General features: G+C 26.9%; 1 pseudogene. It reads left to right on the top strand.

Features of this window, described 5'->3' with window-relative positions:
* A pseudogene (locus N1F73_RS03715) lies at positions 1–834 on the top strand (conjugal transfer protein TraE); the annotation flags it as partial.

The raw sequence follows: 834 nt of genomic DNA, 5'->3' as shown, positions 1-834 counted from the left end.
ATGACTGTTGGGACTAGTGGAACAGGAAAATCATCATCAAAATCAAAATCGATAGTTGATGAGTTAGCACAAAATAGAAATGTTTATGTTATCGATTTAGAGAATGAGTATAAATATTTAGCAAAAAAATTCGGTGGAACAATTTTCAATATTGGTAATAGTGGTAAAACCACTTTAAATCCTTTGGAGATAAGGGTATCGATTTGAGATAATGAAGATGATAATAAACAAGAAGTTAGCGTTGAAGGTATCGTTTTAAAACATTTGGAATGATTAGAAGGGTTTTTTAAATTAGTAAATGTAAATTTTAGAGATGAACATATTATGGTTATTTTATCGTGTTTGAAAAGACTTTATGAGCAAAGTGGAGTTTATGATATTAGAAGCGTTGAAGAGTTTAAAATGATTAAAAAATGACCGATTATGTCAGATTTAATTGTGGAATTAGAAAACTATAAATATGTTGATGAATTTGAAAAACAAAGAAAACGTGAAATGGTAGCTAATATTGCTGATTCGTTTAAATTTTTATTTGAGAATAATGGTAAATATCAAAACTTATATAATGCTGAAACCAAGATTGATTTAGATAATGAATTTATTATTTTTAACACAAAAGAATTAATGTCGTTAGGGAAAGATGATTCAAATTTAGGTAGTTATGTCTTACTGAGTTTAATACAAGATTTGGTTTATCAAAATGTGGTTAAAAATCCTAATAAACATACGGTCTTATTTATCGATGAGATTCATCAGTATGTCGATAATTCTCGTCCAATAATGTTAAATTTCGTTTGAAAATTAACTAAGACAGGACGTAAATATTTATTTGGT

Source organism: Mycoplasma sp. HS2188, assembly GCF_025209835.1.
In the GTDB taxonomy this organism is placed as follows: Bacteria; Bacillota_I; Bacilli_A; order Mycoplasmatales; family Metamycoplasmataceae; genus Mycoplasmopsis.
Note: the sequence above shows the minus strand (reverse complement) of the source record. Positions and strands in the feature narration are given on the sequence as shown.